The following is an 18,003-nucleotide window of genomic DNA, read 5'->3' on the forward strand; positions in this document are numbered from 1 at the left end:
TGCGCCTTGACCAGACCGGGCGCGGTCTTGTGAACACCGCGAAAGATCAGTCCATATCCGCAAAGATGTTCGACGATGGCGCGAATTCGACCCGGTCATCTTCGACCTCGCCGGAATTGATATCCTTGACCGTCACGCGACCATCGGCATGACCGATGACGACGACATCACAAATGTCGATGAAAAGCCCGTTTTCCACAACGCCGGGGATCTGGTTCAACACCAAGGCCAGTTGGCGCGGGTTGCTGATGCGTTTCAGATGCAGATCAAGGATGTAATTGGACTCGTCGGTCAAAAGCGGCTTTTGCCCGTTCATCCGCAGCGTCACATCGCGGTTCATCACGTCAAGACTGACCAAGGTTTCCTCGACCAAGGCCTTGGTCGTTTGCCAGCCAAAGGGGATCACCTCGATCGGCAACGGAAAGGCCCCAAGCTGCGAAACGCTTTTTGCGGCATCGGCAATGACGATCATCTGGTCACTGGCTGTCGCCACGATCTTTTCTTTCAGCAGCGCAGCCCCGCCGCCCTTGATCAGGTTCAGGTTCGGGTCGAACTCATCAGCTCCGTCAATCGTCATATCCAGCCACTTCGCTTCATCCAGCGTCGTGATCGGCACGCCCAGATGCCGCGCCAGTTCCGCCGTGCGGCTGGAGGTCGGCACCCCGACCACGCGCAGATCTTCTTCCCTGATCCGCTCGGCCAGACAGCGCACCATCCAAGCGGCGGTCGAACCGGTCCCAAGACCCAGCTTCATCCCGTCTTCGACGAAATCCGTTGCACGTTTCGCAGCCAGAAACTTGGCCTTATCAATCGGGGAAAGCTCGGCGGGCATGGTCGATTCCTTGGCAGAGGAGCGTCTTACCCGGTTATAGGGGGTCTTTACCTTCGGGGCGAGTGCCGATTGCCACCGATCTGGCCGCAAAGGTGAAGGAGCGGGTTTGCACGCCGACAAAACTCTGACCATGATGGCGCGGCCGAATTTGCCGGATGATTGCGCCATGTATGTTTTGCACTATGCCCCCGATAATGCCTCGATGATCGTGCGCCTTGTTCTGGAAGCGGCCCATCTGCCCTATTCCACCCGGCTGGTCGATCGGCGCAAGAACGATCAGAAAAGCGAAAACTATCGCAAACTGAACCCCACTGGTCTGATCCCCACCTTGGAAACGCCCGAAGGTGTGATGTCTGAAACCGCGGCCATCCTGCTATGGCTGGGTGACACGCACGGGCTGGTTCCGGCCATTGGGGACGCAAGGCGACAGATCCTTCTTCGCTGGCTGATCTATACCTCGAACACACCCCATGCCGAATTGCGGTCGATCTTCTATCCGCATCGCTACGTCCCACAAGAGACCATCGCCGCGCATCATCAGATGGGGACAAAGCGGATGCTGGCTCATTTCGGAATTCTGAACGATGTCATCGGTTCCGAGCCCTGGCTGGCCAGCCCAGATGGCATTCTGGCCCCCTATCTTTGCGCCCTGATGCGGTGGTCCGTCCTTTACCCAAAGGGAAAGACCCAATGGTTCACCATAGGTGATTTCCCGCATTTGCTGGCGATGGCCGTGACCCTTGAAGGCACAGCGCAAGCCCGAGCAGTCGCCCGGGCCGAGGGTCTTGGGCCAAATTCCTTCACCGCGCCAACACCGCCAACCCCGCCCGAGGGTGCCGCCATCTGATGCCATGCCGCTCGGCTCTGCTGAATGTCGTTTTCGCGCTGTGTTCGGCGCGCGTTCTGTCGCATGGTGGCGCCAGCTTTTGATCCGGAGGCCGCATGTTCCTTTCTGTATTCGATATCTTCAAAGTCGGCGTCGGCCCCTCGTCAAGCCACACGATGGGCCCAATGGTGGCCGCTGCGCGCTTTCTGGATCTGTTGCGCGGCTCACCCTTTCACGCCCACGGGCTGAAAGCGTCGTTACATGGCTCTCTGGCCTTTACCGGGGTCGGGCATGCCACCGACCGCGCAACAATCCTTGGCCTCGCGGGGTTTCTGCCCGACAGCTATGACGCCGAAAAGGCCGAAGCCGCGCTGCATCAGATCCGCATTTCCCGCAAGATCGAACCGCAGGGCCTTGGCGCCCTCGTCTTTGATCCCGAGCGCGACCTTGTTTTTGACTATGGCCCCGCCCTGCCCGGCCATGCCAATGGCATGATCCTGAAGGCCACCGATGCCCAAGGCGACGTGATCCTTCAGGAAACCTATTACTCCATCGGGGGGGGCTTTGTCCTGACGGCAGGCGAATTGGAAGCCGCCTCCAGCGCCCGCGAAACCACCTTGGCCGATGTGCCATACCCCTTCCACAACGCGGCCGAAATGCTGCGGATGGCTGCTGAAAGCGGCCTCTCCATCGCCGCAATGAAACGGGCCAATGAATTGCGCTTCCGCTCTGCTACCGACCTTGATCGCGGCATGGCCCGGATCTGGGAGGTGATGAACAACTGCATCGACCGGGGGATAGACGGCGAAGGCATCTTGCCGGGTGGGCTTAAAGTCCGCCGCCGCGCCAAGGGCATTTACGAAAAGCTGATGGCCGAACGGGGTCTGAACATGATGGCCCCGCATACGATCAATGACTGGATGAGCCTTTATGCAATGGCGGTAAACGAGGAAAACGCCGCTGGCGGGCAAGTTGTCACCGCTCCCACCAATGGCGCAGCAGGCGTTGTGCCTGCCGTCATCCGCTATTGGCTGGATCATGTGCCGGGGGCTTCGGTGGCGCGGGTGGGTGAGTTTTTGTTGACCGCCTCGGCCATCGGGGGCTTGTGCAAACATAACGCCTCGATCTCGGGCGCCGAATGCGGCTGTCAGGCCGAGGTCGGCAGCGCCGCCGCGATGGCCGCCGCCGGGTTCTGCGCCGTGATGGGCGGCACGCCTGAACAAGTCGAAAACGCCGCCGAAATCGCGCTGGAGCACCACCTTGGCATGACCTGCGACCCGGTCAAAGGCTTGGTGCAGGTCCCCTGCATCGAACGCAACGGTCTTGGCGCAATCAAGGCCATCTCTGCGGCCAGCCTTGCCCTGCGCGGTGACGGCCAACACCTAGTCAGCCTTGATGTCTGCATCGAAACCATGCGCCAGACCGGCCGCGACATGCACGAGAAGTACAAGGAAACATCGCTGGGCGGCCTCGCCGTCAACGTCCCCAACTGCTGATCGCTATCGCGTCTCCAGAACGCCCTGATCCTGCACCTTGTCATACAGCGCGAATTCCCCGGCATGGGCTTCGCGAAAGCGCGCCATCAGGTCAGCAGGCAGCGTCAAATCCGTGTCATCAGGACGCGGCGAAACGTTGCGCGTCGGCATCGCCAAATCCGCCCCCAAGCGTTCTGACAGAAACAGCATCAGCAGATCCAGACGATCATAGTCAAAGACATAGGTGACAGGCCGCTCAGCCGCGCCCATGAACCCCAGAAATTTGTCCTGCCGCCCGATCCGGGCAAAGGGGGGCTGATCTTCTTCCAAGCGCCCCTCGACAAACTCGGCAAAGCTCATGCCATAGGTCGAGTTTTCGTGCCCCCGCAACGCCTCGCGCTGACGATAGCGGAACCAGCTTGACATATGCGACATCGGTTCACGCATCACGGCAAAGGTCTCGACCTCGCCGCCCGCAATGCGCACCGCCTTTTCTCGCCAACGTCGGTCAAAGGCCTGCGCGTTGATGTGTTTGTTCATCGTCTCTTCGGGACTGCCCTTGGCATAGGGCTTCAGCATCGCCCGCAGGGCTTGTGTCGCTGTTTTCGGATTGGCCAGATAGACCAGCCCTGCCTGTTTCAGGACAAACACGCGCGCCCCCATTTGATGTTCCAGCGACCAAGTTTGCCCCCTCACGCCAACCGGGGCAAGCGGTGGCACCCTTCACTCTCCAGTTCCGCCAGCCTTGTGTCGTTTTTGCGATGGACCTTTCCCGGACCAAGCCCTAGCCAAGGGGAATGACAAGACAAGCCGACAACATTCTTCCCGGCGTCGTTCTGATGCTGGCCTTTTGCATGATCGCCCCTTTGCTGGACGTGTCGTCCAAATTGGCCGCGGCAGAGATTCCCGTGGGCCAGATCGTGACCGCCCGGTTCATCGTGCAGGGTGCCCTGATGTTGCCGGTGGTCCTTGCGATGGGTCTCAGCCTCCGCATTCCCATGCGCGCCTTGGGTCAGATCACTCTGCGGGCCTTCTTCCTGATCATCTCGACCTTTTCCTTTGTCGCGGCAGTTTCTGTCATGCCGGTGGCCGACGCACTGGCAATTGCCTTTGTCGAACCCTTTATCCTTCTGATTCTTGGCCGCTTTCTTTTTGGGGACGAGGTCGGGCCTCGTCGCATCGCGGCCTCTGCCGTGGGCTTCATCGGCGCGCTGATGGTCATCCAACCCTCGCTGGCAGCCTTTGGCTATGTCGCGCTCTGGCCGCTGGGAACCGCGTTCTTTTTTGCCTTCTACATGCTGTCGACCCGGGCGGTCGCAGGCTACATGCACCCCGTCGCCATGCAGTTTCACACCTCATGGACAGGCATCGCCATGTGCCTGCCCATCATGTTCCTGTCCGAGGGCACAGGGTGGAGCGAGTTTGACCCGGTCTGGCCACAGGGCCTGTTTTGGCTGTGGCTCTTTGGCGTGGGGTTCTGGGGGTCTATCAGCCATATCTGCATGACCTATGCGCTGAAATTCGCGCCATCAGCCACTTTGGCCCCCCTGCATTATCTGGAGATCGTCTCGGCCGTGACCTTGGGCTATCTGATCTTTGGTGATTTCCCGAATGCTCTGACATGGGCGGGCATTGCCGTCATCGTGGCCTCGGGCCTTTACATCATCCACCGTGAACGCGTGGCCGCCCGCACCCGCCTTGTTACCGCAGCCGCAACCGCAGGCATCGGCCCCCATGCCGATCAGTCGGAACTGGAAGCCAGCAAGGCCTGAAGCGCCCGATCCAGATGCTTTCGGGGCAGGATGGCCAGCATCCCCGGCCCCGAAACCTCGACCCGCACCCGCCGCTTGCTGACGCGGTTCGACGTGCTGGTGCGCCCCGCGGGCGACAACTCCAAGCCGTCAATGGCCCATTCCAGCCCGTCACTCGTGCCGGTCAACGGCCGCATCGGAAACAGGCTGAACCGCTCCCCTACCGGCAAATCCACCTCGAAACGGGGTGGCAGATGGAACACCACATCCTCGGGCCCCAACATCAGACAGGTCTCTGTCCTGCGCACCAGCACGTTAAAGGCCGCAAGTTCATGATCCGCGCGCGCCCCCACAAAGCCGACGGCCAGCACGAACCGCGCCTTGACCGACCGCAGCGCCTTGTCGAAATCGGTCGAATCCTGTTCCGCGATGGGGTGAACCCGCGCGCCCAAGGTGGCACGCACCGCGGGCGATATCGAATCCATATCGCCAATCACTGCCGCAGGCTCGGCGCCCAACTTCACGCAGCGGTCGGCACCGCTGTCTGCCGCAACGATAACGGGCGCCCTTTGCACCGCAATACGAAACAATCCAGCAGAAACCGGTCCGCCCCCGACTAGCGTGATCCCGCCCGAAGATTCGACAATTGGCTGATTCATGGCGATACTGTTCCCTGAATTGGGGCAAATCCACTGGGGGGCTGCCACAATCATTCCTTCAAATTATCCCGTTCTGCTCACGGAATTGTACCGCTGGCAAGCAACAAAGAGCGAAGTAATCTGGCAGAAAGCGAGCATCCGATGACCGGTGCGAGTAAGATCCTCACAGTTTCCTATGGAACCTTCTCCTGTACGTTGGAAGGGTTCGATGATCCCTTCAACACCATGAAGGCCATCGCGGAATACTTCCGTGACCTTGCCGCCGAGGACAGGTACTTCGGTGCCGAGCCTCCGCAACCCGATGCGGCCATGCTGCACAAGATCGCCGAGCGCGAAATTCAGCGCCGGGTCGAGGCGAAGATTCAGGAAAACGGCGTGATTCTGCGCGCCGATGACGGCGCAGGAAAAGCCCCGGCACCTGTCGCTGCACCGCGTGCTGAATTGTCGGCACCACCCGTTGCCGAAGCCCCGGCTCCACGCGTCACCATGCCTGCCGCGGCCCCGGCCGAAGCGCCCGCCCCGGCTCCGGTTCTTGCCGAAGAAGATGACCTCGTTTCGTCCTCGGTCGCCGAAAAACTGTCGCGTCTGCGAAAGGCATCTGCCGCGCCGGCCGCCGCAACGGCAGCCGCCCTGACCGCCGCCCCTGCACCTGCGCCCGCCGCACCGGCCCCGGTTGCCGAGGCTGACGATTACCTGGAAGACCAGCACGCAGACGACCTGCCAATGGCCGTCGAAACAGCCCCGGTTGAAGACGTGGCCGTCGACTCTGTGGCCGATATCCTTCCGGAAGACAGCGCGCCGGAAACCGCTGCCACGGCTGATGAGGAAATCCTTCCCGAAGAGATTTCAATCGAATCCATCACGGCCGAAAGTGAAGCAGAAGTTGAAGCCGAACTGGAATCGTTCCCGGAAGCAGAGGCAATCGCTGACGAACCCGGACCGATCGACACCGTCGAAACGGTGGAAGCTGTCGAAGCCGAAGTGACCGCCGAAGTGGCCGAAGTGGCTGACGTCTCTGACGAAACGGACGCACTCGTCGAAGCCCTGTCACAGTCATCAGACGACGACGAACTGTTCCTTGGCAAGCTGATGGCCGAGGAAGCAGAAGCGCCAAAAGACGCCCCGCAGCCAAGCAACGACGACGCAATCCTTTCCAGCCTGGTCGAAATGGTCGACCCGGAGGCCGAAGCGGAAGTCGAAGCCGCTCCGCTGGAAACCGGTATTGCCGATGCAGCGCCGGAAACCTCGCTGAACCTTGACAACATCCGCGCCGCCTTGGCCGGAGAGCCGGTGGCCGCAAAGCCCGTAGTCGCAGAGACTGTGGTCGCAAAGGCTGAACTGGAAGAACTGACAGAAGAAAGCACCTTCGAGGTCAAAGAGACCCCGGTGGAAGACACCGCCTTTGAACCCGCCGAAGAATTCTTTGCCGAGACCGAAGCGGAAGAACCCGCCGTCGAGGATACCGAAGAGGCCGTTCTGCCCGAAATGCAGGATTTCGCCGAAGCTGAAGCCGAAGCAGAGATCTTCGCCGATGCCGAAGAAGCCGTTTTGGAAGAAGTCGAGGAAGACGAAGCCTTCGACGCAGAGCCGGAAGCACACGCTGAGCCGGAAGCCGTCGCTCCGGAAGCCAAAGCGCCAGAGGCCGTAGCTTTCGTCGCAGAAGAATTCGAAGCCGAAGTTGAAGCAGCAGCCCCCGAAGCTGCCGCCCCAGCAGCTGCCAGCAACGAAACAAACGACGAAGCCGATAAAGGCCCGGTCCGCCCCGTGCGTCCGGTTCGCCCAAGCCGTCCGACCGCACAAACCAGCGTCGAACGTCCGTCGGCCGATCTGCCCGAGGCTGCGCCCGTTGAAGCCCCAGCCGCTGCGGCCAGTGAACCTGCCGAACCGATTTCGGTTGAAAAGCTGCAACGCGCCCGCGCCCGTGTGATCCGCATTCGCCGCACCGAAACCGACGAAACCGCCGAAAACCTCACGGCTACGGTCGAATCGCCCGAAACCACGGCTCCTTCCGCGCTTAGCGACGAGGCAGAAGCCGCTTTGGCCGCCGAACTTGCATCCCTTGCAGACGAAACGCCAAAGCCGGCAGCGCCTCGCAGCGATGTTGCCACCCAGCGTCTCGGCCCCTCGGGTGACGAAGCCGTCAGCCGCCTGATGGCCGAAGCCAACACCCAGATGGACGGGCCGGAAACCCGCCGCCGTCAATCCGCCATCGCGCATCTGAAGGCCGCAGTTGCCGCCACGCTTGCCGAACGTCGCGCTACGGGCGCGCCAAACAAGGTGGCCGAGGAAGAAGGCCGCCAGCAGGTCTATCGCAACGATCTGGCCAAAGCCACGCCGACCCGCCCCAGTGGCGACAGACCGGCACCTCTGGTTCTGGTGTCGGAACAGCGCATCGACCGCCCTGCGGCCCCTGCACAGCAACCGGCCGCACAGGCCCCGGCAGCAATGCCGGTTCAGCCCGTTCGCCCGCTGCGCGTCAACGCCTCGTCCTCAGCCGCCGTCGCGGCGGCCGCCCCGTCCATCCTTGCCGACCTTGATGACGAAGATGACTTCGACGACGAGGATTTCGAGGATACGATCCCCGGCGGAAACATGTTCGGCAATCTCAGCTTTGCTGAATTCGCCGACCGCCTTGGTGCCCAAGACCTTTCCGACATGATCGAGGCCGCCGCGGCCTATATCGCCTGTGTCGAGGGCCGCGACAGCTTTACCCGCCCGCAGCTCCTGCGCTATGTGAACGAAACGCAGGATGATCTGCAGCGCGAAGACAGCCTTCGCAGCTTTGGCGTCCTGCTGCGCGACGGTGTGATCGAGAAAAGCCGCCGCGGTCAGTTCGCTCTGAACGAAGACTCGCAAGTGCTTGAAAAGGCGCGCAAGATCGCCGGATAAGATTTCACGGACAGTGGGCTGAGGCTGCCATCAAGGCCCCAAAAGACAGGCGGAGCGCAGTGCGCCCCGCCTGTTTTCATTTCTGCTCGCTGCTCTCTGCATCTGGGTCCGGTTGCCCGACCCCTAGGAAGACCGACCGCAACGGTATGGCCCATAGAATGCCCAAACCGACATAGACGCCCAGTTCCACAAGGATCGACGGGCGCTCGAACAGGCTGACGACGAAGAGCGCCGCCGCGATATACAGCGGCAGGCCGACAACCAGCACAAAGATCGAAAGCCGTTTGCGGGCTTTGTAAGAAAGCGCCATGCCGTTCCTCTTAATCTGCGAAGGGATCGGTCACCAGAATGGTGTCATCCCGCTCGGGCGAGGTAGACAATAGGGCGACCGGGCACTGGATCAACTCCTCGATCCGGCGCACATATTTGATCGCGGCGCCGGGCAGATCGGCCCAAGACCGCGCGCCTTCGGTCGACTCGTGCCAGCCTTCGATCTCTTCATAGATCGGCACGCAGCGCGCCTGCTGGTCTGCGGCGGTCGGCAGGTAATCCAGCCGCGTGCCATCCAGATCGTAACCCACGCAGATCTTCAGCGTGTCAAACCCGTCCAGCACGTCCAGTTTCGTCAAGGCAATGCCGTTGATCCCCGAAATCGCACAGGTCTGGCGCACCAAAGCCGCATCGAACCAGCCGCAACGACGCTTGCGCCCCGTCACCGTGCCGAATTCCCGGCCCCGCGTGCCCAAACGCTCGCCAACCTCATCCTTCAACTCGGTCGGGAACGGGCCTTCGCCAACGCGAGTGGTATAGGCCTTGACGATACCCAAGACGAAATCAATCGCATTCGGCCCCATGCCCACACCCGTCGCGGCCTGACCGGCGATCACGTTGGACGAGGTGACATAGGGATAGGTGCCAAAGTCGATGTCCAAAAGCGAGCCCTGCGCGCCTTCGAACAGAATACGCTTTCCGGCGCGGCGCAGGTCGTTCATCACCTTCCAGACCGGGGCGGCATAAGGCAGAATTTGTGGCGCGATTTCGTTCAGCTTGGCAATCAGCGCGTTGCGATCCACCGGCTCCAACCCCAGACCAGCCCGCAGCGCATTGTGGTGCACCAGCGCACGGTCCACGCGCAATTCCAGCGTTGCGGGGTCCGCAAGGTCCGCCACACGAATGACGCGACGGCCCACTTTATCTTCATAGGCCGGACCAATGCCGCGCCCGGTGGTGCCGATCTTGGCCTTCGATCCTTCCGACTGCGCCTCACGAGCCCGGTCCAGCTCGCCGTGATAGGGCATGATCAGCGGGGTGTTTTCCGCAATCATCAGCGACTCGGGGCTGATTTCCACGCCCTGCTCGCGGATCTTGGCGATCTCTTCCACCAGATGCCACGGATCCAGAACCACGCCATTGCCGATGACCGAAAGCTTGCCGCCCCGCACCACGCCCGAAGGCAGCGCGTTCAGCTTATAGACCTTGCCGCCGATGACGAGCGTATGGCCCGCATTGTGTCCGCCCTGAAAGCGCGCCACCACATCGGCCCGCTCGCAAAGCCAGTCCACCAGCTTGCCTTTTCCTTCGTCACCCCACTGGGCGCCCACGACGACAACATTGGCCATGTCTTTTCGGTCCTTGCATCGGAAGAGAAACCGCGCACCCTATAGCGACCGACGGCCCCGGTTGAAACAGCAAAATGGCCGCAGACCAGTATTTCAGGGGGTTCCGCCATGTTCCTTTACATCACGATCGGCACCAATGACGTCTCACGCGCCGCCCTTTTCTATGATGCCGTGCTTGCCACCATCGGGCTATCGCGCTGGGCGACCATGGAAAACGAAGTGGGCTACGCCCGCAAAGGCGATTCGCGCGGGCGGCTCTGGGTCACCGAACCTTTCGACGGCAAACCCGCCACTGTCGGCAATGGGTCTATGCCCGCCTTTCAGGCCCCGTCCCGTGCAGCCGTCGATGCCTTCCACGCCGCAGGTCTGGCAAATGGCGGCACGGATGAGGGCGCGCCGGGCCTGCGCCCCTATGGCCCGCATTTTTACGCCTGCTATTTGCGCGACCCAGATGGCAACAAGCTTTCCGCCGTTTGCGAGACGCCTGAAAAACCGGAAGCCTAAAAGCCAAAAGCCTAAAAGCCTAAAAGCCTAAAAGATCGACTGAACCCAGCCTGCAAACCGTTCAACCGCCGGACGACGCGGCCCCTTTGGCAATACGAGCGCATAGGTGACGGTCGGAAGGTTCGGTACAGGCAAGACAACCAATCGCCCCGCCGCAATATCGGCCCGGCAGATGATCTCTGTCGCAACCATTGCCCCCAACCCCTGCCGCGCCGCAGACATTTCCAGATGCGGACTGCCCAGTTGCACGGTTTTCAGCGTTGTCGGATCAATCCCGGCCTTTCGCAATTGATCCTTGTCCCAAGCACTTGTCGGACCATCGACCCAAGGCATCTTGCGCGGGTCCATATGCGCCAGCGATGGCGCGCAAGCCGCGATGATCGGCGTTTCGATCAAAGGCCGCAATTCCAGCCCTGGTGGTTCGGTCCAGCCACTTTCAAAGACCCTGATCGCCATATCAAAGCCATCACTGGCAAAATCGGCCAGCGTCGGGCTGGGGGTCATCGCCACTTCGACCCCCGGATGCTTGGCCCAGAACTCTGGCAGGCGCGGCATGATAAAGGTCTCGGCGATAAAGGTGGTCGTCGCCACGCGCAAAACCCGTCGCGTTTCATCTTGGCGCAAAGCCGCAATCCCGGCCTCGATCCCGCCAAACCCGTCCGCAACCGATTGCGCCAGCCGTGCCCCTGCTTCGGTCAAGGCCACACGCCGTCCGGCACGCTGCACAAGGGTCAGGCCAAGCTCGGCCTCCAGCGCCCGGACGGCCTGCGTCACCGCCGCATGGGTCACGTTCAGCATCCGCCCGGCCTCGGCGAAACTGCCGGCCCGCGCGGTGGCATCAAAGGCCCGCAGCATGGAAAGAGACGGCAGATCACGCCAGATCAAACGAAACCTCAGCTTACGTTACAAGGATTTTCCTGATTTGGATTATGGCAGCTTTCATGGCAATTTGCAAAAGGTAACCCTCACCCGGAACGTAAGCCATGCTTCCCGTCAACATAGACCTTTTGAACACCACGCCCCACCATGCAGATGGCCGCCTTCGCGACCCACACAGCCATCACGCCCGCGCAGCGCGCGAGGGACAGCATAGCGCCCGCCGCGCCCGCCTCAGGGCGACGCTCGCCGAATTCCTGCGCCGCTTGGCGGCAAAGATCGACAGTCCCTCCCCGTGCCTCGCACCGGCCAAAGCATCCTGACGCCTCCCCTTTACAGCGCCGCAGGGTCGGTTAGCTTACCCTCTGCCAGTAGATTTTGTGGGGGCGTCAGTCATGGGTATTCTTTTGCGGTGGCTCGGCGCCTTTGTGCTTTTGTCGCTGACCTTCAACCCCACGCGCTGGAATTACGTCACATGGGTGCAGGAAAACTTTTCCAGCCAGATGGCGCTTTCGGTCTTTCTGGGCCTGATTCTGGGCGTGGCCTACATGGTCTATGTCGTGGCCACCCTGCGCTCGATCGGGGCTTTCGGCATCATCCTCGTCGCCGCCATCTTCGGCGCAGGCCTTTGGGTTCTGCACGACTGGGGGCTACTCAGCCTTGAAAACCGCAACCTCAATCTCTGGATCGGCATCCTCGCGCTTTCGCTGATCCTTGGCATCGGCCTTTCCTGGTCCATCCTGCGCCAAAAGCTGTCGGGACAGGCCAGTGTGGACGAGATCGAGGGCTAACCGCACCCTTCCCCCTGCCTTCGCACTTGCACCTTTTCGGCCATCCGCCTAGATAGGCCGCAAAGCCGCGACAAAGCCAAGGCGTCTCCATGCAAAACGTGATCCTCACCGTCCACCTTATCCTCGCCCTTCTCTTGATCGGCGTGGTGCTTCTTCAGCGCTCCGAGGGCGGTGGTCTTGGAATGGGTGGCGGCGGTGGCGGCGTCATGTCAGGCCGTGGTGCAGCAAACGCGCTGACGAAACTCACTTGGGTTTTCGCAGTGGCCTTCATCTGCACCTCGATCACGTTGACGGTTCTTGCCGCGGCCGATGCGGGCAGTTCCTCGGTCATCGACCAGATCGGCGCCGAGGCAGACGCTCCGGCCACCGAAACCCCTGCCGCCCCGTCGGGCAGCGATCTGCTGCCGCCCGCTCCGGCAGATGCCCCGCTGACCCCGCCAAAAGCCGAAAACTGACACCATCCGTTGTTTCGCGGCCCTCGGCCTGAACAGCATCTAGCGGTGCTGTTGCCATAAGGCTTTGTCTGGGGTATTCCCTGACTCCCGTGGTGCTGCGATTCCACCGATCCGAATCGATTCACGGGAGACCCCAATGGCGCGTTACATCTTTATCACCGGCGGTGTGGTTTCCTCGCTTGGCAAAGGCCTTGCTTCCGCCGCCCTTGGCGCGCTCTTGCAGGCCCGCGGTTACACCGTCCGCCTGCGCAAGCTCGACCCCTATCTGAACGTCGATCCCGGCACCATGTCGCCCTTTGAACATGGCGAGGTTTTCGTCACCGACGATGGCGCAGAAACCGACCTCGACCTTGGCCATTACGAACGCTTCACCGGCGTCCATGCCCGCATGACCGATTCCATTTCCTCGGGCCGCATCTATTCCAACGTCTTGGAAAAGGAACGCCGCGGCGACTATCTCGGCAAAACCATTCAGGTCATTCCCCACGTCACCAACGAGATCAAGGATTTCCTCCGCATCGGCGCGGATGAGGTCGATTTCATGCTCTGCGAAATCGGGGGCACCGTGGGCGACATCGAAGGCCTGCCCTTCTTTGAAGCCATCCGCCAGTTCATCCACGAACGCCCGCGCGGTCAGTCGATCCTGATGCACCTGACGTTGCTGCCTTATCTCTCGGCCAGCGGAGAGCTGAAAACCAAACCCACCCAGCACTCGGTCAAGGAACTGCAATCCATCGGCCTCGCCCCCGATGTGCTGGTCTGCCGGTCCGAACATCCGATCCCTGAAAAGGAACGCGAAAAGATCGCGCTGTTCTGCAACGTCCGCAAAGACGCCGTGATCCCGGCCTATGACCTGAAAACCATCTACGAGGCCCCGCTGGCCTATCACCGTGCGGGCCTCGATCAGGCTGTGCTGGATGCTTTCGGCATTTCGCCCGCGCCGAAGCCGAACCTGTCGCGTTGGGAAGATGTGATGGACCGCATCACCCATGCCGAGGGCGAGGTCCGCGTGGCCATCGTCGGCAAATACACCCAATTGGAAGACGCCTACAAATCCATCGCCGAGGCGCTGACCCATGGCGGCATGGCCAACCGCACCAAGGTCCGCGCCGAATGGATTGATGCCGAAATCTTTGAACGCGAAGACCCGGCTCCGCATCTCGAACGCTTCAACGCCATCCTGGTGCCAGGCGGTTTTGGCGAACGCGGCACCGAAGGAAAGATCAAGGCAGCGCAATTTGCCCGTGAAACCAAGACCCCCTACCTTGGCATCTGCCTTGGCATGCAGATGGCCGTCATCGAAAGCGCCCGTAACCTCGTCGGCCTGCAAAACGCAGGGTCCGAGGAATTTGACCACGAGGCCGGCGCCCGCCGCTTTACCCCCGTGGTCTATCACCTGAAAGAATGGGTGCAGGGCAACCACACCGTTCGCCGCAAATCGACCGATGACAAGGGCGGCACCATGCGCCTTGGCGCCTATACCGCCAATCTCAAGGACGGCTCCGCCGTGGCCCGCATCTATGGCAGCCCGGTGATCGAGGAACGCCACCGCCACCGCTATGAGGTGGACATCCAGTATCGCGAGCAACTGGAGAAATGCGGCCTGATCTTCTCGGGCATGTCCCCCGACGGCCGCCTGCCCGAAATCGTCGAGGTCAAAGACCACCCATGGTTCATCGGCGTCCAGTTCCACCCGGAACTGAAATCAAAGCCTTTCGAGCCCCATCCGCTGTTTGCCGATTTCGTCCGGGCAGCCGTGGAAACGTCACGCTTGGTGTAAACCAACCGCATAGTGCGCGTTCATCGCGCACCATGCGATCCACGCGTCAGATTTGCCCGACGAAACCGTCGTTTTCAACACGGCCGGCCTTAGCCTCGGCCCTTCTGTCTGCTTCACCACATGGCAGTCGGGACCGTGACCCGCTTGACGCAAGCGCAGCCAAGGCGCACCTTGGCGACAGGGGTTTCCGTCCTCCCCGGACATGCGAGGCTGATATGCAGTTGCTCTTGTCCACCTTTGCCGGTTTCTGTCTTTTCGCAACATTCAGTGCGCCCCCCTCCTTCGCAGATGTCCCGCCCCCGGCGGGCACAACGGCGTTGGCCATCGGCGCCTTCACAGGCACAGGCGATCCCGAATGGGTGCCTGTTGCGCCGGGGTTCGGTGACCTCCTCCTTACCGCGATGATGGAGGCAAAGGACAGCACGGCCCCTTCCTGCCCGTTGATCTTTGTCGAATGGAACCGCAGGGCCGAGGTGCAAGCCGAAATCGACCTGCAACAAAGTCCCGCCGTCGATGCCACAACCGCCGTCACGCCGGGCCAGTTGATCACCCCTTCTGTGATGCTGACCGGCGTCACCCATTTCGAAAACGGGCAGGCCCGCTACACCGTCACCATGGCCCGCCACCCAGAAGGCAGCGTGATCCAGACCTTTGACGGCACAATCTCGCAGAACGGCTTTCTGAACGCTGCCGAGGCTTTGGCCCGTCAAATCCTCTCGACCCAATGCCCACAGGTTTGGACAGCCCAAGGCAAAACCACCAGCGCCGGACCGGGGGTTACGATCTCGGGCCAAGTCTCAGACCTTTCAGCTCCGTTCCAATTGCTTGGCATCTTCCAAGGTGGCGAAGTGACCTTCTCCTACGTTCCCGATGCCAGCGGACGGGCGGGAAGCGTCACCTATACCCTGTCAGGCGGTGGTTTTACCGGGAAAGGTTCGGGCAGTTTCACACTGTCCCCGCGCGCGGATGGTGCGGTGGTGATCGACCAAAGCACCTCTGGCTGCATTGATGGCATTCCAAATTCCTGCCGAACCACGACAGAACAAGTGATCCTGACCCCAAGCGCCGGATAACCCGCCCGAAACCATTCTCGCAGGTGGACGTTCCCCCCTCCTTGCCCCCCAATCCCCCCATGCCTACACTCCCCTTCCTAACCCGGGGGGAACGCTCATGCCCAAAGCCTATTGGATTGCCCATGTCACGGTGGAGGACCCGCAGGCCTATCAGGCTTACCGAGAGGCCAATGCGGCCCCTTTTGCGGCCTTTGGCGCGCGGTTTCTGGTTAGGGGTGCCCCGCAAGAGGTGGTCGAGGGTCAGATGCGCCCGCGCAGTGTCATCATCGAATTCCCCAGCCTACAGGCCGCCCAAGACTGCTATCGCAGCGCCGCTTATCAGGCCGCCAAATCCCTGCGCGACCCGGTCAGTATCGGCGACATCTGCATCGTCGAAGGCGTGCCGGATTGACGGCTTTCGGCGGCATTTCGGGGACAAATCTTAAAAAATCGTAAAGTCCAAGAAGTAAGCTATTGAAATCATGGGTTCATTTTTGCGTCCCCGACGGGGACGCCCCCCTTTTTTCCATTTTAGCCCCCCTGTCGGATAGTCCACCCATTTCTTCCGCTTCATATGGACGGATGGCTGTGATCGAAAGAATCCCAGTCTACCATCTGCCAGTTTATCCTCTCCCTCCGCCCCCATGATTTTTTTCCCCCGCCAAGCCAGTATGGGGAAAGTTATCAAGGAACGCTGCCATGACCCCCCAGCAAGTCTCTCTCGTCCAATCTTCGTTCAATGCCGCCGCCCGTCGCGGTGCCGAACTTTTGTCCAGCTTCTACGGTCGGCTGTTCGAAGACTACCCGGAACTCCGCTCCCTCTTTCCGCAAGATCGGGAAGATCAGGGCGCAAACCTCCTCCAGAACCTGTCCTATGCCGTGAACAACCTCACCCATCCGCAGGCTCTGCTTCCAATCATGCGCGACCTCGGCAAAAGCCACCGTGGTTTCAAGGTCGAAGCCGAGCATTACACCTATGCCACCGCCGCTCTGATCGGCGCGCTGCGCGAAACGCTGGCAGAAGATTTCACCCATGCCGTCGAGCGCGCTTGGGTCGCCTGCTACGTCATGATCGCACACGAAATGGAACCCGAAGCGATGGCCGCCTAAGCACCCGGCTTGCAGCCCACCCTGCGGGCTGCTAGGCCAAGGGGATGCTGTCCTATCAACATCTCTATCACGCCGGAAACCTTGCTGATGTCCAAAAGCACGCGCTTCTGGCATGGATGCTGGACTACTTGACCCGCAAGGACAAACCGCTGACCTATATCGAAAGCCATGCCGGCCGGGGTCTATATGACCTGTCCGCCGCCGAGGCAGTAAAGACGGGCGAGGCGGCAAAAGGGATCGCCCTCGCGGAACGTTGGTTCCCCGCGACGCACCCTTATATTCGCGCTCTGCGTCAGACACGGGCCGAACGCGGACCGCAGGCCTATCCGGGAAGCCCCCTGATCGCCGGGCATCTGTTGCGAGAGATGGACACGATCCACCTCTGCGAATTGCATCCGCAGGAACATGCAGCGCTCAGCTATGCTGCCGCACCCTTCGGCGCCCATGTCCATATGGAAGACGGTCTGAAAAAGGCGCTTTCGATCTGCCCGCCCACGCCCCGCCGCGGAATGCTGCTGATCGACCCCAGCTATGAGATCAAGACCGATTACGAATACCTGCCCAAGGTCATCGGCCAGATCGCCCGCAAATGGAACGTCGGCATAATCGCGCTGTGGTATCCGATCCTGTCCGGCAATCCGCATCTGCCGATGCTCCGCAGCCTAAAGGAAAACCACCCCGACGCGCTGGTTCATGAGGTGACCTTTCCCCCGGCACGCGACGGTCACCGGATGACAGGCTCGGGCATGTTCATCATCAACCCACCCTTCGGCCTCGAAGAAGAGGCGAAGTGGCTTTCCGGACGTTTCCGCTCACTGTGATCTTGGCTATTTCAGCCGGAAGACACGCGTAATATCCGCAAGCGCCTCACGTTGACGATCGCTCAGTTGGCCGTCGCGGCTCGCCTTGGCAACATCGCCCAACACTTCCATCAAGGGCTGAAGTCCCTCAGCCCCGCGAAGTTTGTACAACCGCCGGGTCAAGCGTTCGAGTCCCCCAGCCGCGCCACCGCTTTCGGTAACCAACCAGCGGCCCAGAATGACCGCTTCTTCGGCTTTTTTCGCATCATGCCCAAGCCGATGCTGCAATGAAACGATCAAGCCGTTCTGCTGCTCGGCAGTCGGAAGACCCGACAGTTCCAGAAAGGAAAGCCCCGCACCGGCAATCGCGACATCGGGATCTTCCAGCCCTTCGACGGGATGGGCGTTGTATTTCTTGCGAAACCCGAACCGCCGTGCCGCAGCCATGACATCCGAGGCCACGCCACTGATGTCGTCCAAGGCGTCGCGCGCCATGCGGATGCGAAAAAGCCAATAGGAAACAGCGCCGATTAACCCAAGCAAAGCAATAATATAGGGCATAAAAAACCTCACACTACAACTTT

General features: G+C 61.1%; 20 protein-coding genes. 13 read left to right on the forward strand and 7 right to left on the reverse strand.

Annotated features, from left to right (window positions below; all coding sequences use genetic code 11):
- Positions 1–46 precede the first annotated feature (46 nt).
- The gene (gene rpiA / locus ACSBLW_RS06380) at positions 47–832 is read right to left on the reverse strand and encodes a ribose-5-phosphate isomerase RpiA (RefSeq protein WP_435259393.1); all 786 of its coding nucleotides are present in this window, start codon (positions 830–832) and stop codon (positions 47–49) included.
- A 106-nt stretch (positions 833–938) separates the two neighbouring features.
- On the opposite strand from rpiA, the gene ACSBLW_RS06385 reads away from it, so the two are divergent.
- Positions 939–1,679, forward strand: coding sequence for a glutathione S-transferase family protein (locus tag ACSBLW_RS06385; RefSeq protein WP_435259394.1), 741 nt, complete (start codon positions 939–941; stop codon positions 1,677–1,679).
- A 95-nt stretch (positions 1,680–1,774) separates the two neighbouring features.
- The gene (locus ACSBLW_RS06390; protein ID WP_435259395.1) at positions 1,775–3,154 is read left to right on the forward strand and encodes an L-serine ammonia-lyase; all 1,380 of its coding nucleotides are present in this window, start codon (positions 1,775–1,777) and stop codon (positions 3,152–3,154) included.
- Positions 3,155–3,157: 3 nt separating this feature from the next.
- Here the strand turns inward: ACSBLW_RS06390 and ACSBLW_RS06395 are convergent, their stop codons facing one another.
- Positions 3,158–3,853 (reverse strand): gamma-glutamyl kinase, encoded by a 696-nt coding sequence (locus tag ACSBLW_RS06395; protein WP_435259396.1) that lies wholly within the window; start codon positions 3,851–3,853, stop codon positions 3,158–3,160.
- Positions 3,854–3,930: 77 nt separating this feature from the next.
- Here ACSBLW_RS06395 and ACSBLW_RS06400 point away from each other — a divergent pair, with 77 nt between their 5' ends.
- Positions 3,931–4,905, forward strand: coding sequence for a DMT family transporter (locus ACSBLW_RS06400; protein ID WP_435259397.1), 975 nt, complete (start codon positions 3,931–3,933; stop codon positions 4,903–4,905).
- On the opposite strand, the gene ACSBLW_RS06405 is transcribed toward ACSBLW_RS06400, so the two are convergent.
- Positions 4,875–5,543 carry a thiamine diphosphokinase gene (locus tag ACSBLW_RS06405; RefSeq protein WP_435259398.1) on the reverse strand — a complete coding sequence of 223 codons (669 nt, stop codon included), beginning with the start codon at positions 5,541–5,543 and terminating at the stop codon, positions 4,875–4,877. The two genes, ACSBLW_RS06400 and ACSBLW_RS06405, sit on opposite strands and share 31 nt — an antisense overlap.
- A 141-nt stretch (positions 5,544–5,684) precedes the next feature.
- Here ACSBLW_RS06405 and ACSBLW_RS06410 point away from each other — a divergent pair, with 141 nt between their 5' ends.
- Positions 5,685–8,432 (forward strand): hypothetical protein, encoded by a 2,748-nt coding sequence (locus ACSBLW_RS06410; RefSeq protein ID WP_435259399.1) that lies wholly within the window; start codon positions 5,685–5,687, stop codon positions 8,430–8,432.
- 76 nt (positions 8,433–8,508) lie between these two features.
- On the opposite strand, the gene ACSBLW_RS06415 is transcribed toward ACSBLW_RS06410, so the two are convergent.
- Positions 8,509–8,742, reverse strand: coding sequence for a DUF2842 domain-containing protein (locus ACSBLW_RS06415; protein ID WP_435259400.1), 234 nt, complete (start codon positions 8,740–8,742; stop codon positions 8,509–8,511).
- A 10-nt stretch (positions 8,743–8,752) separates the two neighbouring features.
- Positions 8,753–10,051, reverse strand: a complete 1,299-nt coding sequence (locus tag ACSBLW_RS06420; RefSeq protein WP_435259401.1) for an adenylosuccinate synthase — start codon at positions 10,049–10,051, stop codon at positions 8,753–8,755.
- A 108-nt stretch (positions 10,052–10,159) separates the two neighbouring features.
- On the opposite strand from ACSBLW_RS06420, the gene ACSBLW_RS06425 reads away from it, so the two are divergent.
- On the forward strand, positions 10,160–10,555 hold the full coding sequence (locus tag ACSBLW_RS06425; protein ID WP_435259402.1) for a VOC family protein: 396 nt from the start codon (positions 10,160–10,162) through the stop codon (positions 10,553–10,555).
- A gap of 27 nt (positions 10,556–10,582) precedes the next feature.
- Here the strand turns inward: ACSBLW_RS06425 and ACSBLW_RS06430 are convergent, their stop codons facing one another.
- Positions 10,583–11,440: a LysR family transcriptional regulator gene (locus ACSBLW_RS06430; RefSeq protein ID WP_435259403.1), complete on the reverse strand. Its 858-nt coding sequence runs from the start codon at positions 11,438–11,440 to the stop codon at positions 10,583–10,585.
- Positions 11,441–11,538: 98 nt separating this feature from the next.
- Here ACSBLW_RS06430 and ACSBLW_RS06435 point away from each other — a divergent pair, with 98 nt between their 5' ends.
- The 8 genes from ACSBLW_RS06435 to ACSBLW_RS06470 all read left to right on the forward strand — a co-directional run bounded on the left by ACSBLW_RS06435 (position 11,539) and on the right by ACSBLW_RS06470 (position 17,440).
- The gene (locus ACSBLW_RS06435; RefSeq protein WP_435259404.1) at positions 11,539–11,754 is read left to right on the forward strand and encodes a hypothetical protein; all 216 of its coding nucleotides are present in this window, start codon (positions 11,539–11,541) and stop codon (positions 11,752–11,754) included.
- Between the two features lie 72 nt (positions 11,755–11,826).
- Complete coding sequence (locus tag ACSBLW_RS06440) at positions 11,827–12,222, forward strand: DUF6524 family protein (protein ID WP_435259405.1); 396 nt, start codon at positions 11,827–11,829, stop codon at positions 12,220–12,222.
- 89 nt (positions 12,223–12,311) lie between these two features.
- Positions 12,312–12,677 carry a preprotein translocase subunit SecG gene (secG, locus tag ACSBLW_RS06445; RefSeq protein WP_435259406.1) on the forward strand — a complete coding sequence of 122 codons (366 nt, stop codon included), beginning with the start codon at positions 12,312–12,314 and terminating at the stop codon, positions 12,675–12,677.
- A 136-nt stretch (positions 12,678–12,813) separates the two neighbouring features.
- Entirely contained in the window at positions 12,814–14,457 is a 1,644-nt protein-coding gene (locus ACSBLW_RS06450) for a CTP synthase (protein WP_435259407.1), read from the forward strand.
- Between the two features lie 317 nt (positions 14,458–14,774).
- Positions 14,775–15,530, forward strand: coding sequence for a hypothetical protein (locus ACSBLW_RS06455; RefSeq protein WP_435259408.1), 756 nt, complete (start codon positions 14,775–14,777; stop codon positions 15,528–15,530).
- A 97-nt stretch (positions 15,531–15,627) separates the two neighbouring features.
- Complete coding sequence (locus tag ACSBLW_RS06460; RefSeq protein ID WP_435259409.1) at positions 15,628–15,921, forward strand: DUF1330 domain-containing protein; 294 nt, start codon at positions 15,628–15,630, stop codon at positions 15,919–15,921.
- A gap of 287 nt (positions 15,922–16,208) precedes the next feature.
- Positions 16,209–16,619, forward strand: a complete 411-nt coding sequence (locus ACSBLW_RS06465) for a globin domain-containing protein (protein ID WP_435259410.1) — start codon at positions 16,209–16,211, stop codon at positions 16,617–16,619.
- A gap of 44 nt (positions 16,620–16,663) precedes the next feature.
- A complete protein-coding gene (locus ACSBLW_RS06470; RefSeq protein ID WP_435259411.1) occupies positions 16,664–17,440 on the forward strand; it encodes a 23S rRNA (adenine(2030)-N(6))-methyltransferase RlmJ in 777 nt (258 codons plus the stop codon).
- Between the two features lie 6 nt (positions 17,441–17,446).
- Here the strand turns inward: ACSBLW_RS06470 and ACSBLW_RS06475 are convergent, their stop codons facing one another.
- Positions 17,447–17,980 (reverse strand): hypothetical protein, encoded by a 534-nt coding sequence (locus ACSBLW_RS06475; RefSeq protein WP_435259412.1) that lies wholly within the window; start codon positions 17,978–17,980, stop codon positions 17,447–17,449.
- Between the last annotated feature and the right edge of the window lie 23 nt (positions 17,981–18,003).

Source organism: Thioclava sp. FR2 (assembly GCF_051200875.1).
Lineage (GTDB): Bacteria > Pseudomonadota > Alphaproteobacteria > Rhodobacterales > Rhodobacteraceae > Pseudotabrizicola.